Source organism: Pseudomonas sp. Gutcm_11s, from assembly GCF_028649395.1.
Taxonomy (GTDB): domain Bacteria; phylum Pseudomonadota; class Gammaproteobacteria; order Pseudomonadales; family Pseudomonadaceae; genus Aquipseudomonas.
In genome coordinates this window covers 195,101-210,343 of record NZ_JAQSUW010000013.1, presented here as the reverse complement: position 1 = coordinate 210,343, position 15,243 = coordinate 195,101, and the positions used below count along the sequence as shown (strand labels likewise).

Below are 15,243 nucleotides of genomic sequence, written 5' to 3'. Positions count from 1 at the left end.
TGCATATATAAGGAAGCGTCAGCGCAGGGTCGGCCCCTGGAAGCCCATCCACAACGCCAGGTTCTCGGCCACGCTGGCACCGAGCTTCTTGGTGAAGCGATCGAAGGGGCTCTCCTCGCGCGTGAAGTCGACGATATCCTTCGCACCTATCACTTCACGCGCCACGTAGCTGCTGCTACCCAGAGCATCCACCAACCCCAGAGCCAGAGCCTGCTCGCCAGACCAGATCAGGCCGGAGAACAGCTCCGGATGCCCATCGACCTTGAGGCGATCACCACGCCCCTTCTTCACGCTGTCGATGAACTGCTTGTGCGCGGTCTCCAGCACGCTCTGCCAGAAGCGAGTCTCCTCCGCCTTCGGCGGCTGGAAGGGGTCAAGGAAGGCCTTGTGCTCGCCAGAGGTATAAACCCGGCGATCGACACCGACCTTCTCCATCACCCCGACAAAGCCGAAGGTGGCCGCGGTAACGCCAATGGAACCCACCAGACTGGCCTTGTCGGCGTAGATCTGATCGGCTGCGCTGGCGATGTAGTAGGCCCCGGAGGCGCCCAGATCGCTGATCACCGCGTAGACCTTAACGTCCGGATGCTCGCCACGCAGGCGCTTGATCTCGTCGTAGATGTAGCCGGACTGCACAGGACTGCCGCCCGGGCTGTTGATACGCAGGACCACACCCTTGGTCTTTTCGTCCTCGAAGGCCGCGCGCAGGCTGCTGACGATATTGTCGGCACTGGCCTGCTCGTCAGCCATGATCATGCCGCGCACCTCGATCAATGCCGTGTGGTGCTCGGCCGACGAGGCCGTCTTGCCCAATTTCAGCGCCGGAGAGAACAGAGCCAGGGCACCGAACACATAGATGAAAGCCAGCAGCTTGAAGAAGATGCCCCAGCGCCGCGCCCGGCGCTGCTCGACCACACCGGCCTGCAGCGTTTTCTCCAGCAGCTTCCAGGCCTTCTCGTCACCCGACGCATTCCATTGATCAGACATACTCGCCTACCTCGACAATCCCAACAGGCGCGCGCCCGTCCAGCCAGGCGCGCAATTCGGAAAACTCGTTGATTGCCAGCCTGGGCTCATGAGCACGCAGGCTGTCCAGCGGCTGCGCCCCGAACCCTACGGCCACCGAATCCATTCCAGCGTTTCGCGCCATCTGCAGATCAAAGGCCGAATCACCGACCATCAGCGCCCGCTCCGGCGTCACGGCGCAGTGCGCCAGGATTTCATGCAGCATCAGCGGATGCGGCTTGCTGGCCGTCTCATCGGCGCAGCGGGTGATATCGAAATAATCCAGCCAGCCATGCCCTTCCAGCACCTTGTGCAGCCCACGACGGCTCTTGCCGGTGGCAACCGCCAGGCGATAGCCCCGCTCACGGAAGGACTCCAGAGATTCCGCCACCCCCGGAAACAGGGCCGAAGGCTCGCTCTCCAGGGTCATGTAATGCTCGCCATAGCCGAGACGGAAGCGCTCGATCTGCGCAGCCTCACCCAGCTCGGGATACAGGGTCTGGATAGCCTCTGGCAGGCCGAGGCCGATGATGCCCTTGATCGCTTCGTCGCTCAGCTGCGGCAACCCGCACACATCGGCAGCCCGCCGCATGGACTCGACGATGCGACCGATCGAGTCGACCAACGTGCCGTCCCAGTCGAAGATCAGCAGTTGATAGTCAGGCACCGAGGCGCTCCAGGGTCGCTTCCCACATGTCGTCGACTGCGGCCTCCAGCTCCAGGCGCTGGCCATCCGGCAGTTCGATCTTCAGCTGATAGGCATGCAGGAACAGGCGCTTGCCGCCCAGCTCGCGAATCTCGCGAGTGAACTCTTCGTCACCATACTTGGCGTCGCCGGCAATCGAGTGCCCTGCATGCTTGGCGTGCACACGAATCTGATGGGTGCGCCCGGTGATGGGACAGGCCTCGACCAGCGTGGCGAACTCGCCAAAACGGCGCAGCACACGAAACTCGGTGAGCGCTTCCTTGCCGTCGGGATTGACCTCGACCATGCGCTCGCCGGAACGCAGGTTGTTCTTCAGCAGCGGCGCGGCAACCTTCTTCTTCGAGGTCGGCCAGCTACCGCGCACCAGCGCCATGTAGCGCTTGTCGACACCATCACCACGCAGCGCCTCATGCAGATGGCGCAACATGCTGCGCTTCTTGGCGATCATCAGCAGACCGGAGGTATCGCGATCCAGACGATGGACCAGCTCGATATCCTTGGCATCCGGACGCAGCTGGCGGAATGCCTCAATCACGCCGTAATTCAGACCACTGCCGCCATGCACGGCGATGCCGGCCGGCTTGTTCAGCACGATCAAAGCCTTGTCTTCGTAGACGATGGCCGCATCGAGACGCTCCAGCAGGCTCTGCGCCAGCGGTGCCGGCTCGTCGCGCTCAGCCAGACGCAGCGGCGGAACGCGCACGATGTCACCAGCCTGGAGCTTGTATTCGGGCTTGATCCGCCCCTTGTTCACCCGCACCTCACCCTTGCGCAGGATGCGGTAGATCAAGGTTTTCGGCACACCCTTGAGACGGGCGAGCAAAAAGTTATCGATACGCTGGCCGGCATGATCCGGCGCAACCTCAAGCAGCTGGACGCCGGAGGTTGGAGAATTGTCAGTAGTCATGCGGGAATCATAACAATTTTTTATGGAATTGAAGCACTTAATCATTACTGATATAGTCGCGAACGCCGCCAAAAGCGGCCCGGTCAGCGGATGATCGACAACACTGCCATCCCTACCGAGCGCAACCCTTTCAGGACGTGAGGCCGTCCGACGGGGCTCTCGCCGCACAGAGCGCGACGAATCCCGGAAACAACGCCTTGAGCCAAAGAGCCTGGCACGCAGAAATCGCGGCCAGACTCGACAGACGCGCAGGCCCAGCCTGCGGTAATGCAAACCCGCTACGGATTCAGCGAGCGGCACCCGATTTCAGCGATACGTGTAGGGTGGAGATGCACAACCGTCGGACAGCGTAGCTACAGGCTTTACCAAGACGCTTCACATTCGTCCGCACCGACCGGTTGATTCCTCCCCTGACTGAGTGCTTCTGTCACCACAGCAAACAGGAGCGTAGTCGCGGCACCGGCCCTACTGGCCCGAGCCGCTAGACACTGGAGTGATTTACGACCACTCCCGAGCGCGCCCTGACACCGACCCTGAGAGTCGTGTGTGCCAAACGCCGTTTCCGGTAGCCCGGAAACCATTGGTACAACATGAAAAGAATGCTAATCAACGCAACTCAGCCCGAAGAGTTGCGTGTCGCTCTGGTAGATGGCCAGAAGCTCTACGATCTGGACATCGAGTCCGGCGCCCGTGAGCAGAAGAAGGCCAACATCTACAAGGGCCGCATCACCCGCGTCGAGCCCAGCCTCGAAGCGGCCTTCGTCGACTTCGGCGCCGAGCGCCACGGCTTCCTGCCCCTCAAGGAAATCTCCCGCGAATACTTCTCCAAGGCCCCCGAAGGCGGTCGCGTCAACATCAAGGAAGTATTGAAGGAAGGCCAGGAAGTCATCGTCCAGGTCGAGAAAGAAGAGCGTGGCAACAAGGGCGCGGCCCTGACCACCTTCATCAGCCTCGCCGGCCGTTACCTGGTCCTGATGCCGAACAACCCGCGCGCCGGCGGCATCTCCCGTCGCATCGAAGGCGAAGAGCGCAACGAACTGCGTGAAGCGCTGAACGGCCTCAACGCCCCGGGCGACATGGGGCTGATCGTGCGCACCGCCGGCCTGGGCCGCTCCAGCGAAGAGCTGCAGCTCGACCTGGACTACCTGATCCAGCTGTGGACCGCCATCAAGGACGCCTCCAAGGATCGCGCCGCGCCGTTCCTGATCTACCAGGAATCCAACGTCATCATCCGCGCCATCCGCGACTACCTGCGCCAGGACATCGGCGAAGTGCTGGTGGACAGCGTCGAAGCCCAGGAAGAAGCCCTGGCCTTCATCCAGCAGGTCATGCCGCAGTACGCCAGCAAGATCAAGCTGTACGAAGACAGCGTGCCGCTGTTCAACCGCTTCCAGATCGAAAGCCAGATCGAAACCGCCTTCCAGCGCGAAGTGAAGCTGCCGTCCGGCGGCTCGATCGTCATCGACCCGACCGAAGCCCTGGTGTCCATCGACATCAACTCGGCGCGTGCGACCAAAGGCGGCGACATCGAAGAAACCGCCCTGCAGACCAACCTGGAAGCGGCCGAAGAAATCGCCCGCCAGCTGCGCCTGCGTGACATCGGCGGCCTGATCGTCATCGACTTCATCGACATGACTCCAGCCAAGAACCAGCGCGCCGTGGAAGAGAAAGTCCGCGAAGCCCTGGAAGCTGACCGTGCCCGCGTACAGGTCGGCCGCATCTCGCGCTTCGGCCTGCTGGAAATGTCCCGTCAGCGCCTGCGTCCGTCCCTGGGCGAGACTAGCGGCATCGTCTGCCCGCGCTGCAACGGCCAAGGCATCATCCGTGACGTCGAGTCTCTGTCGCTGGCCATCCTGCGCCTGATCGAGGAAGAGGCGCTGAAGGACCGCACCGCCGAGGTTCGCGCCCAGGTGCCGATCCCGGTTGCCGCCTTCCTGCTCAACGAGAAGCGCAACAGCATCACCAAGATCGAGCTGCGCACCCGTGCGCGCATCGTGATCCTGCCGAACGACCACCTGGAAACCCCGCACTTCGAAGTCCAACGCCTGCGCGACGACAGCCCGGAAGTGATGAGCGGCCAATCCAGCTACGAAATGGCTGCAGCGGAAGTCGAAGACGCCCAACCGGCCAGCGCTACCCGCACCCTGGTTCGCCAGGAAGCCGCGCTGAAGACCACCCCGCCACGCCCCGCCGCCCCGACTCCAGCCGCCCCGCTGGCACCGGCCGCGCCGACTCCGCAACCGAGCCTGTTCAAAGGCCTGGTCAAGGGTCTGGTCAGTCTGTTCGCCGGCAAGGAAGAAGAGCAGCAGCCAGTCGTCGAAGCCAAGCCCGCCGAGCGCAAGCCGCGTGGTGACGAGCGCCGAAACGGCCGCCAGCAGAACCGTCGCGATGGCCGCGGCAGCCGCGAGCGCGGTGAACGTGGTGAGCGCAGCGAGCGTGGCGAACGCGAAGAGCGCAAACCGCGTGAAGAGCGCCAGCCTCGCGAAGCCCGCGAGCCGCGTGAAGAACGCCAACCGCGTGAAGCCCGTGAAGAACGCCAGCCTCGCGAAGAGCGTCAACCGCGCGAAGCTCGTGAGCCGCGCGAGCCGCGTGAAGGCCAGGAGAACCGCCGCGAGCGTGGCGAACGCCAGCCGCGTGAAGGCCGTGAGCCGCGCGAGGAGCGCCGCCGCGAGCTGCGCGATCCGCTGGACGCCGTTGCCGCCAACCCTGCAGAGCAGCAGGAGCAACAGGAGCAGCCGGAACAGCGTGCCGAGCGCAAGCCGCGCGAGGAGCGCCAGCCGCGTCCGCCGCGTGAAGAGCGTCAACCGCGCGCCGAACAGGCCGAAGCCGCCAGCGAAGAAGAAGTACTGCTGAATGGCGAGCAGGCCGACGACGATCAGGAAGGCGGTGAAGGCGGCGACCGTCCGCGCCGTCGCTCCCGCGGCCAGCGTCGCCGCAGCAACCGCCGCGAGCGCCTGCGTGATGCCGATGGCAATCCGATTGTCGATGATGGCGAAGAAGCCGCAGAAACTGTCGAGGCCGGTACCGAAGGCGCTACCACCACCGCCGCCGAGAGCGCGGCCGTGGCTGTAGCTGCTGCCGTCACCGTGGCCGCCGAGGAAGTCCTGGCTCAGCCGGAACAAGCTCCGGTAGCCGAGCAGCTGCAACAGGCTGAAGTCAGCGTAGCGGTCGAAGAGCCCGCTCCTGCTCCGGTCATCGTTGCCGAGCCGGTAGTGGAAGCAGCCCCGGTCGAACAGACTCCGGTCGCTCCCGTCGCTCCGGTTGTCGAAGCTCCAGTCGCTGTCGTAGAAGCCGCTCCGGAGGAGGCCGCCCCGGCAGCCGCCGCACAGAGCAGCGGCGGCCGCGCCGCCAACGACCCGCGTGAAGTGCGCCGCCGTCAGCAGGAGGCTGCCCGCCTCGCTGCCGAAGCAGCTGCCGCGCCTCAGGTAGTCGAAGCAGCCCCTGTGGAAGTCGCTGCCACCCCGGTAATGGAAAGCGTCGTGGAGGCCGCACCGGCCGAAGTGATCGCCGAGCCAGCCATCGAAGTGGTCCAGGAAATTCCCCAGGCCACCGAGAGCGAGCCGACCCGCGATGAACCTGCGGCCGAGCAGGTAGAAGCTGTCACCGAGACCGCCCCGCAGGCGGACGAGGAAGAGAGCAAACCGCAGGTCTAAGATCGGCGGTACAAGAAAAAGGGGATGCTTCGGCATCCCCTTTTTCGTTTCTGCTCGTTATGTTTTCGCTCTCTCCGCGCCCAGGCAGGGCATGACGATCACTCACGCAAGCGGCAGAGACAGTTGGTGATTTAGATGGGAGCGGCGCCCTACCCCGGCCACTCGCGACACCGCCCGCTGGCGAGCGCAAGCTCCGAGGCAAGCCCTCAGAGCACGTTGGGCTCTATCTCCAGCAAAACTCCAAAGCGCTGCTCGATATCCGCCTGAATACGCCGGGCCAGCGCCAGCAGCTGCCCTCCCGACGCCGCGCCGTAGTTGACCAGCACCAGCGCCTGCAGACGATGCACCCCCGCATCTCCTTCGCGGAAGCCCTTCCACCCTGCTCGCTCGATCAGCCAGCCGGCCGCGAGCTTTACCTGACCCTCGCCTGCCGGATAGCTGACCAGGTCAGCATGCTCGGCACGGATGCGTTTGGCCAGCGCGGTCGGCACCACCGGATTCTTGAAGAAGCTGCCGGCGTTGCCCAGCTCGGCCGGATCGGGCAGTTTCTCGCTACGAATGGCACAGATGGCCCGACTGACATCGCGAGCCGTCGGCGCCTCGATGCCCTCCTGCTGCAGGCGCTGACGCACCGGACCGTAGTCCAGGTGCAAAGTCGTCGCCCGGCTCAGGGCGAAACGCACACGCAGGATCAGCCAGCGTCCCGGCTGCTGCTTGAACAGGCTGTCGCGATAGGCGAAGGCGCACTCGCCGAGATCGAACTCGCGCAGCTCACCCGTCTGGCGATCCAGCGCGGTCAACCCGGCGAACACGTCCTTGATCTCCACGCCATAGGCACCGATGTTCTGCATCGGCGCGGCACCGACGGTGCCGGGGATCAGGCTTAGGTTCTCCAGGCCGGAAAGGCCCTGCTCCAGGGTCCAGAGCACGAAGGGATGCCAGGACTCGCCCGCTTCCGCCTCTACCACGACCCGCTCACCATCGTCGGTCAGGACGCGCAGACCGCGACTGGCAATACGCAACACCAGAGCCTCGACATCGCCGGTCAGCAGCAGGTTGCTGCCACCACCGATGGGCAGCAACGGCAAGCCCCGGCGCTCGGCCTCGGCCAGTGCCTGGCGAATGTCGCCGTCATCTCGCGCCTCGGAGAACAGCCGCGCCCCGACGTCCACACCGAAGGTGTTGAACGGCTTGAGGGAAAACGCTTCGTTGAACTGCAGACTCACAGGCGCCCCTTGATCTCGACGAGCAGCGCATCGCTGGCTTGCTCGATCATGTCCAGCACCTGCTCGAAGCCGTCTGCCCCACCGTAATAGGGATCGGGCACCTCATCCAGCGCCAGTTGGTAGCGGCGCAGGAACAGGTCCAGCTCGGCACCACCGGAGGATGGCCGCAGCGCCTGCAAACGCGCCAGGTTGTCGTGATCCATGGCCAGGATCAGGTCGAAACGCTGGAAGTCCTCGCGCTGCACCTGACGCGCCCGCAGGCTCGACAGGTCGTAGCCGCGGCCCAGTGCGGCCTGGCTGGAGCGACCATCCGGCGCCTTGCCCACATGCCAGTCGCCGGTGCCGGCGGAATCCACCGTCACCTGTTCGTGCAGGCCGGCCTGCGCCAGGCGATGGCGAAACACGCCCTCGGCCGTGGGCGAGCGGCAGATATTGCCCATGCAGACGAACAGGACGCGCATCAGGCCCCCAGCAGGCGTCGCACCCGCTCCAGATCTTCCGGCGTGTCGACTCCGGCAGCCGGCGCTTCCAGGGCATCGGCCACGTGGATGCGCACGCCGTGCCAGAGCGCACGCAGCTGCTCCAGGCATTCGGTGTCTTCCAGCCAGCACGGGCCCCAGGCCACGAAGTCATGCAGGAAGCCGGCGCGGTAGGCATAGATGCCGATGTGGCGGCGATATGGCACGCCCTCCGGCAGCACGTCGCGGCTCTTGGCGAAGGCATCACGAGCCCAGGCCAGCGGCGCACGACTGAAGGTCAGGGCCAGGCCAGTCTTGTCAGCCACCACCTTGACCACATTGGGATTGAACAGCGCGGTGACATCCTCGACCGGCTCGGCCAGCGTGGCGATGGCGGCCTGCGGATTGGCGGCCAGGTTCGCGGCCACCTGGTCGATGATGCTCGGAGGCACCAGCGGCTCGTCACCCTGCACGTTGACCACGATAGCGTCGCTCTCCAGCCCCAGCTGGGTAGCCACTTCGGCCAGACGGTCGGTACCGGAATTGTGGTCGACGCGTGTCATCAGCACTTCGGCACCGAAGCCCTGGCAAGCCTCGAAGATGCGCGCATCGTCGGTAGCCACTACCACACGGCTCGCGGAACTCTTCTTCGCCTGCTCCCACACGTACTGCACCATGGGCTTGCCGGCGATGTCCTGCAGCGGCTTGCCGGGCAGGCGGCTGGAGGCGTAGCGGGCGGGAATGACAACGGTGAAGGCAGTCATCTACTTGTCCAGGCGTTCATCGGTGGTTAGGGTGCGCGCCTCGCTCTCCAGCATCACCGGGATGCCGTCGCGAATCGGATAGGCCAGGCCAGCGCCCTTGCTGATCAGCTCGGACTTGTCTTCGGAAAGCTGCAGCGGGCCCTTGCATACCGGGCAGGCCAGGATGTCGAGCAGTTTGGGGTCCATGGGGAATCCTCGGAGAGGTGGAAAAACGCGAAAACTCAGGGCCGGGCGGACGGCAGGCGATCCAGGCGCTCATCGAACCAGGCGACGAAGGCCGGCGACGGCGCCGCATCCACCGCCAGGTACCACCAGTCGGCGGCGGCGAAGGCCCGGCATTTCACCGCATCCTTCTCGGTCATCAGCAGCGGCAGCGCCGGGCTGAACTGCAGGGCCTCGGGGCTGTAGCTGGCGTGGTCGGCGAAAGGATGCGCGATCGGCCGCCAGTTTAGCGCTTCGAGGGTATTGAAGAAACGCTGCGGGTTACCGATACCAGCTACCGCGTGGACCTGCTGGCCCGGCGCGAAATGCTCAAGGCCGACACGCTCGCCGCTGAGCAGATTGACCAGGGCGGTCGGCCGCAGCTGCAGGGCGTAGCCCTCCTCGCCATCCTCGGCCGCGCCGTTACGCAGCACCGCGTCGACCTCGGCCAGGCGCTCGGCCGGCTCGCGCAGAGGGCCGGCAGGCAGGCAGCGGCGATTGCCCAGGCCACGCGCGGCATCGATCAGCACCAGTTCGATATCGCGAGCCAGGCGGTAATGTTGCAGGCCATCGTCGCTGAGGATTAGATCCAGCGACTCCTGCTCCAGCAGTGCCTGCACGGCGCGGGCACGTTGTGGGTCGATCACCAGCGGCACGCCACTGCGCTGCACGATCAGCAGCGGCTCGTCGCCGGCATGGCTCGCCGGATCTTCGGCACGCACGCGCCAGGGCAGCTCCGGCGGCGTCGCGCCATAACCACGACTGACCACGCCGACGCGCAAGCCACGTGCACGGCAGTGCTCGATCAGCCAGAGAATCATGGGAGTCTTGCCGGTACCGCCAACCGTGACGTTGCCGACTACCAGCACCGGCACAGGCGAACGATAGATGTCACCCTCACCGGCCAGGAAGGCGCGGCGCTTGCCCTGCACCACCCGCCGGTACAACCACTCCAGCGGGCGCAGCAGGGTCAGGGCGGGATGGCCGTCGTACCAGGCGGCGGTCAGCCGGTCGGCGAGGCTCAAGGCTTAGCCTCGGCCTCGACCGTGGTGATGCGCAGGTGGGAGAAGCCCATCTTGCCGGCGGCGTCCATGGCGGTGATCACCGCCTGGTGCGGGGTCTTAGCGTCGGCGCTGATGGACAGAGGCAGACTGTTGTCGCCAGCGGACTCCTTGCCCAGTGCCGCCATCAGGCCGTCCAGATCGCTCTTGAGCAATGCCTGGCCATTGAGCGAGTAGCTACCCTCGGCACTGATCAGCACTTCCATCTGCTTCAGCGCGGTGTCTTCCGGCGGCGTGCCGCTGGCGGCTTCCGGCAGGTCGACCTTGAGCTGGGTCTCGCGGGTGAAGGTGGTGGTGACCACGAAGAACAACAGCAGGATGAACACCACGTCGATCAGCGACGCCAGGTTGATCTCGACGTTGTTCTCCCGCTGTCTGCGTCGGAACTTCACGCCTTCTTGACCTCTTTGCGAGCTTCCTTCGGCGCGGGGGCGCTGCCGTTGCCCAGGTCGACGTCACGGTCGCCCTGCACCACTTCCACCAGCTTGATCGCCTCCTGCTCCATGCCGACCACCAGTTCGTCGACGCGGCGCACCAGGAAACGGTGGAAGAACAGCGCCGGGATGGCCACGAACAGGCCGGCGGCGGTGGTGATCAGAGCCTTGGCGATACCACCGGCGAGCACCGAGGCGTTGGCCATGTGGGTGCCCATGAAGGCACTGAAGATATCGATCATGCCCAGTACGGTGCCGAGCAGGCCGAGCAACGGCGCAACACCGGCGATGGTACCGAGGGTATTGAGATAGCGTTCCAGATCATGGATGACGCGGGCGGCGGCCTCCTCGATGCACTCCTTCATGATCTCGCGACCATGCTTGGAGTTGGCCAGGCCGGCGGCGAGAATCTGCCCCAGCGGCGAGTTGGCGCGCAGCTCCTTGAGCTTGTCGTTGGTGAGCTTCTTTTCCTTGATCCACAGCCACACCTGGCCCAGCAGATGAGGCGGCGCGATACGGGCGGCGCGGAGGGTCCAGAGACGCTCGGCAGTGATGGCGGCGGCGACGATAGAACTCAGAATGATCGGCAGCATCATCCAGCCGCCAGATTTGACCAGCTCCCACACGGTAGAGAATCCCCCTCGGAAAAGTGGCGCCACTCTAGCATAGGGTCACGTCGGCGCAGACCATCCCGGTTCTCATTTTTCCCGCCAGAAATACGCGCGCTGGCGCCAGCCTTCAACGCCCTCTCCAGACCCCAGCAGCAGACGCAACGCACCCTGCTCGGCGCTGTCGTGCAATGCGACTCCGCGCGCCTGATAACGCGCCACCACGCGCGGATGCGGATGACCGAAGGGGTTGTGCCAGCCACGCGACAGCAGCGCCGCTCGCGGCTGCACCGCATCGAGAAAAGCCGCAGACGAGGAACTACGGCTGCCATGGTGCGGCACCTGCAGCCAGTCGGCGCGCAGATCGCGCCCCTGCTCGATCAGCGCCCGCTCGGCTCGCTCGTCGATATCACCGGTCAGCAGCAGACTCTCTCCTTCGGCCTGGATCTTCAGCAGGCACGAGGCCTGGTTACCCTCCCCGGCCTGCGCCCAGCGCCAGGTAGTGAAGCGCACGCCATCCCAGTTCCAGCTGGCACCATCGATACAGGGCTGCGCCTGCAACTCGACCGGCAGCCCGCCAGCCTCGCCACTCAGCACCTGGCCGACCGTCATGCCCCGGGCCACGGCCTGGGCACCACCCGCATGATCGCTGTCGGCGTGACTGAGCAGCATCAGATCAAGCCGATCAACGCCCAGCTGCCGCAGCGAAGGCAGGACCACGCGCTCGCCCAGATCGAAGTCGGCGAAGCGCGGCCCGGCGTCATACAGCAACGCATGCTCGCGGGTGCGCACCAGCACCGCCAGTCCCTGGCCGACATCCAGCTGCCAGACTTCCGCATGGCCGGCCGCAAGCCGCTCACGCGGCGGCAAAAACAGCGCCAGCAGCAAAGGCAGGCCCAATGCGCGCACCGGTGCACCGGCCGGCAGCAGGCAGAGCACAACACCCAGGCTGCCCAGCAGCCAGGCCCACGGCGGAAGCGCGGTAGGCAACCAGGCAGGCAGCACTGCGGCTATCCAGGCCAGCGCCTGGAACAGCAGTTCTAGCAGGCCACCGGCCAACCACAGAATCGCCTCGCCCAGCCAGGGCACCGGCAAGAGCAGCGTGCCCAGCAGCGCCAGCGGCACCACCAGCAGGCTGACCCAGGGCACCGCGGCCAGATTGGCCAACGGGCCACTCAGGCTGAGCGGCAAACCGAGGGCGAAGAACAGCGGCAGTAGCCCCAGCGCCAGGGTCCACTGGGCGCGCCACCACACCTGCCACCAGGACCAGGCGCCGAGCCGCCCGCCAAATACCCAGACCAACACAGCCACGGCCCCGAATGACAACCAGAAGCCCGCCTGCAGGCTGGCCAGTGGTTCAACCAGCAGCACCAGAACGAAGGCCAGCAACAAGGGCCACCACAGGCCGAGATGACGAAAGCGCAGGCGCCAGAGCAGGACCAGGGCGACCATCACGCAGGCGCGCCGCACCGGCACCTCGAAGCCCGCCAGCAGGCCGTATCCCAGCGCACCGATGAAGGCCAGGGCACAGGCCCACGGCAACCAGGGCAACGCGCGCGGCCACAGGCCCAGGCGGAAAGCGCCTGCGACCAGGCCATAGAGCAGCGCCGCCAGCATGGCCACATGCTGGCCGGAGATCACCAGCAGATGCACGGTGCCGGTGTCCTGCAACACCCGCCAGTCGGCGCGACTCAGGCCGGAGTCGTCACCCAGCACCAGGGCAGCCAGGCCACCCGCACGACCATGGGCCTCCACCCCCAGCAGGCGCTGGCGCAGCTGATCACGCCAGGCCGCCGGACCGTCCGACGCGCCCAGGCGCTCGCCCTGCTTGACCGTACCGGTGGCGCCGATGCGCTGTGCCAACAGCCAGGCTTCGTAATCGAACCCCTGCGGATTGGCCAGGCCGCGCGGGCGCTTGAGCTTGACCGCCAAACGCCAGCGCTCGCCAGCCTGCAGGCGCGGGCCGTCGTACCAGGCCAGGCGCATGCGCTGCGGCAGGCGATGCGCGCGGGCGACAGAGCCCTTCAACTGGAATCGCACCACGCCCTCGCCCATCTCCGGCAGGCCCACGACCTGCCCCTCCAGCCACAGCGTGCGTCCGTCGAGTTCTAAAGGAAGGCGATCATCCAGAGCCATCTGCGCACTGCAGCAGGCCCAGGCGAAGCCAAGAAGAAAGAAGGAGACGGGATAGCTGCGCCAGGGCAGCAGCATCAACGCGACAGGCAGCAACGCCAGCAGCTGCCATGTCTCCGGCAGCCGCGGCATAAATGGCAGGCAGGCCAGGCCTGCAGCCAGCGCGAGCATCCCTGTGCGCATCGTTTCCCCATCCTGGGTTATCGGTTGTCACAATGCGGCCAAACCCGCCTGCGACCATCGGTGCATAATAGCCGCTCGTGTTTTTCGAGACTGCCCATGCCTCGTCGCCTGTTCAAACGCTACATGCCCAATCCGGAAATGATCCGGGAACACAAGTCGCTGCGCTTTCTCGGCGCCCTGCTGCATGACCCCAACCTGTGGCACCTGAACCGCCACTCGGTGGCGCGCGCCATGGCCGCGGGCCTGTTCGCTGCCTTCATCCCGGCCCCCGCGCAGATGCTGATCGCCGCCAGCCTGGCGATTCCGATCCGTGCCAACCTGCCGATCTCGGTAGGCCTGGTATGGCTGACCAACCCCTTCACCATGCCGCCGATCTTCTACTGCACCTACAAGATGGGCGCCTGGCTGCTCGGCATCCCGCCGATGGAGCTACCGGACGAGCTGACCTGGGACTGGATCAGTGGTGAGCTGAGCATTGTCTGGAAGCCTTTCCTGCTCGGCTCGGTGGTCACCGGTGCGCTGCTCGGCGCCCTGGCCTATGCCACCACCATGCTGTACTGGCGCTGGTGGGTGGCGCACAGCTGGCGCAAGCGCGCCGAGCGCCGCCGGCAAGCTGCCGACCAGTAAAAGAAAACGCCGCTGTTCAGCGGCGTTTTTCTTACTCGTAGCGCAGGGCCTCGGCCGGCTGCGTGCGCGACGCACGCCAGGAGGGATACAGCGTGGCGAGGAAGCTCATGGTCAGCGCCGCGCCGCAGATCAGTAGCACGTCCAGGCCACGCAGGTCGGATGGCAGGCTGCTGATGAAGTACACGTCGGAACTGAACACGTGCGTACCGGCCGCCTTCTCCAGCCAGGCGACCCAGCCGCTGATGTTGAGCGCGACGATCACGCCCAGCACGCCGCCGACCAAGGTGCCGATGCAACCGATCACCGTGCCCTGGACCATGAACACCGTCATGATCTGCCCCGGCGTGGCGCCAAGGGTACGCAGGATGGCGATATCCGCACGCTTGTCGGCGACCACCATGATCAGCGTGGCGATGATGTTGAAAGCCGCTACCGCGATGATCAGCAGCAGGAGCAGGCCGATCATGGTCTTCTCCATCTGCATGGCGCTGAACAGGCTGCCCTGGGTGCGCGTCCAGTCGACGGCCTTGAAGCCCGCGCCCAGCTCACCGGCGATGGCAGCGGAGACCTGCGGCGCCTGGTACAGGTCCTTGAGGGAGATGCGCACGCTCTGCACCTGGCCCTCGGCCAGGCGCTGGATACCGGAGGCATCGGCGATATGGATCAGCGCCAGGCTACCATCCAGCTCGGCACCAACCTTGAACACGCCGACCACCGACAGGCGCAGCATGCGCGGCGTGATGCCACCCGCGGCGCCACTCAGTTCCGGCACGATCAGGGTCAGCTTGTCGCCCACATTCAGGCGGAAACGCCGCGCAGTGATCTCGCCGATGACCACGCCGAACTCGCCGGCCTTGAGGTCGGCCAGCTTGCCCTGGACCATGTGCTGGCCGAGGATCGAGACCTTCTGCTCCTCGGCGGGGTCGATGCCGTTGACCTGTACCGGCTGCATGGTGCCCTTGTAGGAAAACATGCCATCCAGCTCGGCAAAGGGCGCGGCGCCGACCACCTCGGGGTGCTTCATCGCTGCCGCGGCAACCGCCTGCCAATCGTCCAGCGGCTGCTCGGCGCTGAGGGTCGCGTGCGGCACCATGCCGAGGATGCGCGAGCTCATTTCCTTCTGGAAGCCGTTCATCACCGACAGCACCACGATCATCGCCAGCACGCCGAGGCCGAGGCCGATCATCGATGCCAGCGAGATGAACGAGATGTAGTGGTTGCGCCGCTTGGCGCGGGTGTAGCGAATACCGATGAAGAGCGAGAGAGGTCTGAACATA

The 15,243-nt window shown here is 65.6% G+C and carries 14 protein-coding genes; 2 read left to right on the top strand and 12 right to left on the bottom strand.

All coding sequences use genetic code 11. The features are described from left to right. Positions 1-18: 18 nt before the first annotated feature. Genes sppA through rluC form a run of 3 tightly spaced genes read right to left on the bottom strand, consistent with a single transcriptional unit; the run spans position 19 to position 2,618 of the window. Positions 19-987 (bottom strand): signal peptide peptidase SppA, encoded by a 969-nt coding sequence (sppA, locus tag PTT45_RS10815; RefSeq protein ID WP_273813260.1) that lies wholly within the window; start codon positions 985-987, stop codon positions 19-21. Continuing rightward, the gene (locus PTT45_RS10810; protein ID WP_273813259.1) at positions 980-1,672 is read right to left on the bottom strand and encodes an HAD-IA family hydrolase; all 693 of its coding nucleotides are present in this window, start codon (positions 1,670-1,672) and stop codon (positions 980-982) included. Before PTT45_RS10810 ends, sppA begins: the two co-directional genes overlap by 8 nt. Continuing rightward, positions 1,665-2,618, bottom strand: a complete 954-nt coding sequence (gene rluC, locus PTT45_RS10805) for a 23S rRNA pseudouridine(955/2504/2580) synthase RluC (RefSeq protein ID WP_273813258.1) — start codon at positions 2,616-2,618, stop codon at positions 1,665-1,667. Before rluC ends, PTT45_RS10810 begins: the two co-directional genes overlap by 8 nt. 590 nt (positions 2,619-3,208) lie before the next feature. On the opposite strand from rluC, the gene rne reads away from it, so the two are divergent. Beyond that, a complete protein-coding gene (gene rne, locus PTT45_RS10800) occupies positions 3,209-6,271 on the top strand; it encodes a ribonuclease E (RefSeq protein ID WP_273813257.1) in 3,063 nt (1,020 codons plus the stop codon). A 206-nt stretch (positions 6,272-6,477) separates the two neighbouring features. Here rne and murB read toward each other — a convergent pair whose 3' ends face one another. The 8 genes from murB to PTT45_RS10760 form a co-directional block, all read right to left on the bottom strand. Beyond that, a complete protein-coding gene (gene murB, locus PTT45_RS10795) occupies positions 6,478-7,497 on the bottom strand; it encodes a UDP-N-acetylmuramate dehydrogenase (protein ID WP_273813256.1) in 1,020 nt (339 codons plus the stop codon). Then, a complete protein-coding gene (locus tag PTT45_RS10790; protein WP_273813255.1) occupies positions 7,494-7,958 on the bottom strand; it encodes a low molecular weight protein-tyrosine-phosphatase in 465 nt (154 codons plus the stop codon). Before PTT45_RS10790 ends, murB begins: the two co-directional genes overlap by 4 nt. After that, a complete protein-coding gene (gene kdsB / locus PTT45_RS10785) occupies positions 7,958-8,719 on the bottom strand; it encodes a 3-deoxy-manno-octulosonate cytidylyltransferase (protein WP_273813254.1) in 762 nt (253 codons plus the stop codon). Before kdsB ends, PTT45_RS10790 begins: the two co-directional genes overlap by 1 nt. Further along, a complete protein-coding gene (locus tag PTT45_RS10780; RefSeq protein WP_137971807.1) occupies positions 8,720-8,905 on the bottom strand; it encodes a Trm112 family protein in 186 nt (61 codons plus the stop codon). It abuts the gene before it with no gap. A 35-nt stretch (positions 8,906-8,940) separates the two neighbouring features. Continuing rightward, a complete protein-coding gene (lpxK, locus tag PTT45_RS10775) occupies positions 8,941-9,945 on the bottom strand; it encodes a tetraacyldisaccharide 4'-kinase (protein ID WP_273813253.1) in 1,005 nt (334 codons plus the stop codon). After that, positions 9,942-10,373 (bottom strand): ExbD/TolR family protein, encoded by a 432-nt coding sequence (locus PTT45_RS10770; RefSeq protein ID WP_273813252.1) that lies wholly within the window; start codon positions 10,371-10,373, stop codon positions 9,942-9,944. Before PTT45_RS10770 ends, lpxK begins: the two co-directional genes overlap by 4 nt. Continuing rightward, on the bottom strand, positions 10,370-11,041 hold the full coding sequence (locus PTT45_RS10765) for a MotA/TolQ/ExbB proton channel family protein (protein WP_273813251.1): 672 nt from the start codon (positions 11,039-11,041) through the stop codon (positions 10,370-10,372). Before PTT45_RS10765 ends, PTT45_RS10770 begins: the two co-directional genes overlap by 4 nt. A gap of 72 nt (positions 11,042-11,113) precedes the next feature. After that, positions 11,114-13,339: a DNA internalization-related competence protein ComEC/Rec2 gene (locus tag PTT45_RS10760; RefSeq protein WP_273813250.1), complete on the bottom strand. Its 2,226-nt coding sequence runs from the start codon at positions 13,337-13,339 to the stop codon at positions 11,114-11,116. Between the two features lie 96 nt (positions 13,340-13,435). Here PTT45_RS10760 and PTT45_RS10755 point away from each other — a divergent pair, with 96 nt between their 5' ends. Then, positions 13,436-13,966, top strand: coding sequence for a DUF2062 domain-containing protein (locus PTT45_RS10755; protein WP_273813249.1), 531 nt, complete (start codon positions 13,436-13,438; stop codon positions 13,964-13,966). Positions 13,967-13,997: 31 nt separating this feature from the next. Here the strand turns inward: PTT45_RS10755 and PTT45_RS10750 are convergent, their stop codons facing one another. Further along, positions 13,998-15,242, bottom strand: a complete 1,245-nt coding sequence (locus tag PTT45_RS10750; protein ID WP_273813248.1) for a lipoprotein-releasing ABC transporter permease subunit — start codon at positions 15,240-15,242, stop codon at positions 13,998-14,000. Position 15,243 lies beyond the last annotated feature (1 nt).

Bases quoted from the DNA above. Each gene is read 5' to 3' on its own strand.
- PTT45_RS10755 (WP_273813249.1), top strand. From the start codon at position 13,436: ATGCCTCGTCGCCTGTTCAAACGCTACATGCCCAATCCGGAAATGATC.
- PTT45_RS10790 (WP_273813255.1), bottom strand. From the start codon at position 7,958: ATGCGCGTCCTGTTCGTCTGCATGGGCAATATCTGCCGCTCGCCCACG.
- sppA (WP_273813260.1), bottom strand. From the start codon at position 987: ATGTCTGATCAATGGAATGCGTCGGGTGACGAGAAGGCCTGGAAGCTG.
- rluC (WP_273813258.1), bottom strand. From the start codon at position 2,618: ATGACTACTGACAATTCTCCAACCTCCGGCGTCCAGCTGCTTGAGGTT.
- PTT45_RS10780 (WP_137971807.1), bottom strand. From the start codon at position 8,905: ATGGACCCCAAACTGCTCGACATCCTGGCCTGCCCGGTATGCAAGGGC.
- PTT45_RS10750 (WP_273813248.1), bottom strand. From the start codon at position 15,242: ATGTTCAGACCTCTCTCGCTCTTCATCGGTATTCGCTACACCCGCGCC.
- kdsB (WP_273813254.1), bottom strand. From the start codon at position 8,719: ATGACTGCCTTCACCGTTGTCATTCCCGCCCGCTACGCCTCCAGCCGC.
- PTT45_RS10760 (WP_273813250.1), bottom strand. From the start codon at position 13,339: ATGCGCACAGGGATGCTCGCGCTGGCTGCAGGCCTGGCCTGCCTGCCA.
- rne (WP_273813257.1), top strand. From the start codon at position 3,209: ATGAAAAGAATGCTAATCAACGCAACTCAGCCCGAAGAGTTGCGTGTC.